The 4,491-nt window shown below is 54.9% G+C and carries 7 protein-coding genes; 4 read left to right on the top strand and 3 right to left on the bottom strand.

The genetic code is table 11. The features are described from left to right. Window positions 1-143 precede the first annotated feature (143 nt). Both ABYV26_RS21645 and ABYV26_RS21640 read left to right on the top strand, forming a co-directional pair. The gene (locus ABYV26_RS21645; protein WP_372683437.1) at window positions 144-512 is read left to right on the top strand and encodes a hypothetical protein; all 369 of its coding nucleotides are present in this window, start codon (window positions 144-146) and stop codon (window positions 510-512) included. A gap of 298 nt (window positions 513-810) precedes the next feature. Beyond that, a complete protein-coding gene (locus ABYV26_RS21640) occupies window positions 811-1,686 on the top strand; it encodes a rhomboid family intramembrane serine protease (protein WP_372683436.1) in 876 nt (291 codons plus the stop codon). 60 nt (window positions 1,687-1,746) lie between these two features. On the opposite strand, the gene map is transcribed toward ABYV26_RS21640, so the two are convergent. After that, on the bottom strand, window positions 1,747-2,637 hold the full coding sequence (gene map / locus ABYV26_RS21635; RefSeq protein ID WP_372683435.1) for a type I methionyl aminopeptidase: 891 nt from the start codon (window positions 2,635-2,637) through the stop codon (window positions 1,747-1,749). A gap of 426 nt (window positions 2,638-3,063) precedes the next feature. Between map and ABYV26_RS21630 the strand changes: the two genes are divergently transcribed. Then, window positions 3,064-3,411 (top strand): hypothetical protein, encoded by a 348-nt coding sequence (locus ABYV26_RS21630; protein ID WP_372683434.1) that lies wholly within the window; start codon window positions 3,064-3,066, stop codon window positions 3,409-3,411. Between the two features lie 35 nt (window positions 3,412-3,446). Next, on the top strand, window positions 3,447-3,602 hold the full coding sequence (locus ABYV26_RS21625; protein WP_372683433.1) for a hypothetical protein: 156 nt from the start codon (window positions 3,447-3,449) through the stop codon (window positions 3,600-3,602). 2 nt (window positions 3,603-3,604) lie between these two features. On the opposite strand, the gene ABYV26_RS21620 is transcribed toward ABYV26_RS21625, so the two are convergent. Continuing rightward, window positions 3,605-4,000, bottom strand: a complete 396-nt coding sequence (locus ABYV26_RS21620; RefSeq protein WP_372683432.1) for a phage holin family protein — start codon at window positions 3,998-4,000, stop codon at window positions 3,605-3,607. A 46-nt stretch (window positions 4,001-4,046) separates the two neighbouring features. Continuing rightward, window positions 4,047-4,325 carry an integration host factor subunit alpha gene (locus ABYV26_RS21615; protein WP_372683431.1) on the bottom strand — a complete coding sequence of 93 codons (279 nt, stop codon included), beginning with the start codon at window positions 4,323-4,325 and terminating at the stop codon, window positions 4,047-4,049. Window positions 4,326-4,491 lie beyond the last annotated feature (166 nt).

Raw genomic sequence — 4,491 nt, 5'->3', positions numbered from 1 at the left:
TCATTTGATGGATTATTATGCGAGGCGTCATGGATTGTCAACGGCTTTTATTTGTGAATCGCGAAACTATACGGTGAAGTGCTTTACTTTTCTTCCAAGGGACTTATTATGCATCCACCGTCAATTGAAGCAAGGAGAGATACATGATCGACCAAATCGACGTCCCCAAGGATCTGAGGGGTTCTTTCAAGCGTGTTTCGCGGCGGATCCCCGTGGATCTGAGAAAAGATGAAACGCTGATCAAAACGGTGGTGGACTACCTTCAACTGGGTGGGGAGAAGCTTGCCCGCCAGGCGGTTGAAGCCGCTAAACAGACCTATGAACTGGAAGTGGCCCAAAGAAGAAAAAAAGCGCGGGAAGAGGCACTCGTTCGCGCTGCCGAAGCACGGCTGGCTGCAGCTGAAGAAGGCTCAGGAAAAAAAACGGATGACTTCGATGACGATGACGACGATGACGACGATGACGACGATGATGACGACGATGATGACGACGACGATAAAAAAACACTTTGATCCGTGAGATTGAAAGTGGCTTTGCTTAACCTTGTTGAAACCGAAAAAGTCGATTTTACGACGGCTCGGTAATAAGGCCGAGATCGATGCTTGCGAATTCCGAGGAAGGGGCGGACTTACCGTACTCCGCAGTGACGAGGGATGAAGCGTAACGCCGATATCGGCCTTTTTACTGAGCCGTCAACCTTCGGCGGCCGCCGCGCCACCCGCAACCTTCATGGTTGTAAACCCGCAACCTCTGCTCACCCAGGTCGATCGCCTGCTGCCGCCGCATTTACCCCCTGGGACGTCATTTTTCATGTCGCCGATGGTCACCGTATTTGATGCCCTCAGCCAGGAACAGGCCAATGCTTTCAGCCTGGTCCTGAATGCTTCTGGAATTGCCAATCGGGCGACCCGATCCAACGATGGGTTCCGTATCGATGTACCGAAACCGTATGCCGACGCAGCCCGGGACGTCATCTATCGTTACCAGGCTGAAAACCCGGACGACGAAGCGGATCCCTCGGTCTCCCGCAGCCACCCGGCAAACAAAAACCTATCCGGCATTGCTGTAGCCTTGTTGCTGCTTTCCATCCACCTGGCCGTTTCGGCCAGTTCCGCGCCTGAGGATTATACCGCCGTTTTCGGTGCCCATGCCGGCCGCATTCTGAACGGCGAGATTTACCGGTGTGCCACTGCGCTCCTGCTGCATGCCGATGCCGCGCATATTGCCGGAAACATGGCTGGGGTGGTGATTTTCGGTGGTGCCGTGTGTATGGTTACCGGCGCTGGTGTCGGGTGGTTGATGATACTGGCCAGTGGTATGGCCGGCAACCTGATGAACGCGTTGGCACATGAAACCGGGCATATGTCCGTGGGTGCATCGACCGCTGTCTTCGGTGCAGTGGGCATCCTTTGTGCGTTCCAGGCGGTGGTCGCCGCAAGAACGGGTAAAGGGTGGAAACGAGCGGCCCTGGTTTTGGGCAGTGGTCTGGCGCTGCTGGCATTCCTGGGAACCAGTGCCCGAAGCGACGTGGCGGCTCACCTGTTTGGTTTTTTGTGCGGGGGGCTGATGGGGGGCGCCTATCGGTTGTGGATGGGCCACCCGTTGGGAATGAAAGGGCAGGTGCTTTGTGCCATTACGGCCGCATCGACCGTCCTGCTTTCCTGGATGCGGGGGGTGATAGGCTGATGTCCTTTCAAGAACAGCATCTTGCTGCCCATATCTTTGTTCTCACGGTATATTCCCGTGTTACAGCGGGTACGGGGTGAGGCTTTCAAGGCCAGATTCGGTGACCAATAGGGTCTGTTCAAACTGGGCCGACAGAGACCCGTCCTTGGTAACCGCCGTCCACCCGTCATCGAGGACAACCAGTTCTTTTTTGCCCAGGTTGATCATCGGTTCGATGGTGAACACCATGCCCGGCACCAGACGCACGCCAGTGCCAGGTTTCCCGTAATGGGGGATCTGGGGGGGCTCGTGAAAATCGACGCCTACCCCATGGCCGACGAACTCGCGGACCACCGAACACCCCTGCCCCTCTGCAAAAGACTGGATGGCATACCCGATGTCGCCGACGGTGTTGCCCGGCCTTACCGCGGCCATGCCTTCTGCTAAACACTGCCGGGAAACATTGACAATCTTCAGGGCCTCTGCGCCCGGGGTACCCACAAAAAAAGTCTTACTGGCATCGGCGTAATAGCTTTTCAGAATGGAGGTGACATCCACGTTGACGATATCGCCATCCTTGAACGGTCGATCTCCGGGAATTCCGTGGCAGATCACCTCGTTGATGCTGACACACACACTCTTAGGGAAGCCCCGATAATTCAGGGGAGCGGGAACCGCACCTTGCCGGACGGTAAAATCGTGGACCAATGCATTGATTTCATCGGTGGTCACGCCCGGCCGGATGTGGGGCGCCACCAGATCCAGCGTTTCGATGACCAATTGGCCGGCCCGCCGTATGCCTTCGATCTGTTCAGGCGTTTTGATTCGGATCCGGTGCCTTTTTGCGTATTGCAGGTCCGATGGCCGCGTCGAAGAGGGCTTGTTGAGACAGCAATGCTTATATTTTTTTCCGCTGCCGCAGGGGCAAGGGGCGTTTCGGCTGATTTTTCCGGTGTCACTTCTATTTTTCACGACTCGAGGCCTCTTAGGGCTTATTTTCCGCCGTTGGCGGTATTTGTGGATTGGCGCCATTTCGTGTGAATATGTATCGGAATCGATCAGCGGCTGTCAAACCATAATGTCGATAAAAAAAAGGCGGCCGATTTGGCCGCCTTTTTCCATGAAGAGGAGCGGAGAGGAGTATAGCGCAACCGTTGCTTTGCGCTTAATGATCATATCGGCCGCTGCGATGGATACTTGAGACTTTTTTTATTCCGGCCGTGTTTGATGGTTTGAGAACGAGTGACGCTTGTGGTATGAACCGCCAACGCAGTGGTCTGCCCGGCTGGCTCAAAATGGAGCCCGGGCAAACCCAAGCATCAACCATTGCGGCAAAACTTTATCGCCTTGCGCAAATTTAATGCCCTCAAACAGATTGCCCGTGACAGGAGGCGGATGATGGGAAAATCGGACAGTGAATGGGAAAAGCGCGTGTTGTGCAGCGATGGCAACTGTATCGGCATCGTCGGTGCCGACGGTCGCTGCAAGATGTGCGGCAGGCCCTATGACGGCGGCGCGCCTTCGCCCGCGGTTGATACCCATGCGGATGATCAGGGTGCGGACGGTGAACCTGTGGACCAGGAGATGTCGGTGGAAGATGCGCCTGCCGATGATTATCCGGCAGGCGACCCGGACGGGTCCGAGGACGCCTGGGAAAGTCGAACCCTGTGTGCCGATGAAAGCTGCATCGGCGTGATCGGTCCCGACGGTCGCTGCAAAGAATGCGGCAAACCCAACCCCGGATAACATCTATGGTGCACCATCGGACGACTGACCTCGCCTTGACCGACGCGTTAGATATCGTTGCGGATTTCATCCGGCAGGTGACCGGCATTGAACCGACCTCGGCAGAGATCGCCGATGCGCTGACCCGCTATTTCGTGCTGAACGAAATCAAGGACCACATCGTGATGATGCGGGAAGACGCTGAAAGTTGAAATCACTCCCAGCGGTTTCCCCCCTTGTGCTTCAGATCGATGAATTGAACCGTTCCCCGTTCGCTGATGAATGAGGTGAGCAGCCAACTGACAGCGCTGATGAAAAGGGCCCCCAGCAGGGCGCTGCCGAAGCCATCCACGTCGAAACCGCGGATGACGCCGGATGCCATCATCAGCAGCATGGCGTTGATGGCAAAGGTGAACAGGCCCAGGGTAAGAATGTTCAGGGGCAGGGTAAGCAGCAGCAGGATGGGGCGAAAGAAGGCATTTAAAACCCCCAGCACGGCGGCTGCCAGCACGGCTGAAGGAAATCCGGATACGCGGATGCCATCGATCATGTAGGCTGCCATGAAGATGGCAAACGTCAAGAACAGCCACCGGATGACGATGCCTTTCATGGCGTTCCTTTTACAAAGGGGATTGGCATGTCGAAAAAAAATGCGATCAGTTGATCTTGTCGCGCAATTTTCCTGAACATTTAAAGGTGACCACCCGTCGCTCGTCCAGCATCATTTCATCACCCGTCGCCGGATTTCTGCCCTTGCGCCGCTTTTTTTCCTTGACGCAGAATTTTCCGAAGCCGCTTACCAGAACGTTCTCTCCGGAAGACAGGGATGCTTTGATGATCTCGAGAAGCGTCTCAACGGTATCGGTGGCCTTGATTTTGGTGAGACCGGTTTGATCTTGAATGTTTTCTACAATTTGAGCTTTTGTCAGACTCATGCTGCTTGCTCCCCTCTAAATTTTTGTTGCCCATTTCCAGTTCGAGTCGATTGATGCTGCATCCGGCAGCGGCTTTTTTTGCTAACCATCTAAATTGTAAATGATAATTGCTGTTGTCAACGTTAACTTGATGTCAGGAGTTCGCCCATTTGTCAAGAAAATATAG

This window comes from Desulfosarcina sp. (assembly GCF_041551955.1).
Lineage (GTDB): Bacteria > Desulfobacterota > Desulfobacteria > Desulfobacterales > Desulfosarcinaceae > Desulfosarcina.
Note: the sequence above shows the minus strand (reverse complement) of the source record. Positions and strands in the feature narration are given on the sequence as shown.

Bases quoted from the DNA above. Each gene is read 5' to 3' on its own strand.
- ABYV26_RS21620 (WP_372683432.1), bottom strand. From the start codon at position 4,000: ATGAAAGGCATCGTCATCCGGTGGCTGTTCTTGACGTTTGCCATCTTC.
- ABYV26_RS21640 (WP_372683436.1), top strand. From the start codon at position 811: ATGTCGCCGATGGTCACCGTATTTGATGCCCTCAGCCAGGAACAGGCC.
- ABYV26_RS21615 (WP_372683431.1), bottom strand. From the start codon at position 4,325: ATGAGTCTGACAAAAGCTCAAATTGTAGAAAACATTCAAGATCAAACC.
- ABYV26_RS21630 (WP_372683434.1), top strand. From the start codon at position 3,064: ATGGGAAAATCGGACAGTGAATGGGAAAAGCGCGTGTTGTGCAGCGAT.
- ABYV26_RS21645 (WP_372683437.1), top strand. From the start codon at position 144: ATGATCGACCAAATCGACGTCCCCAAGGATCTGAGGGGTTCTTTCAAG.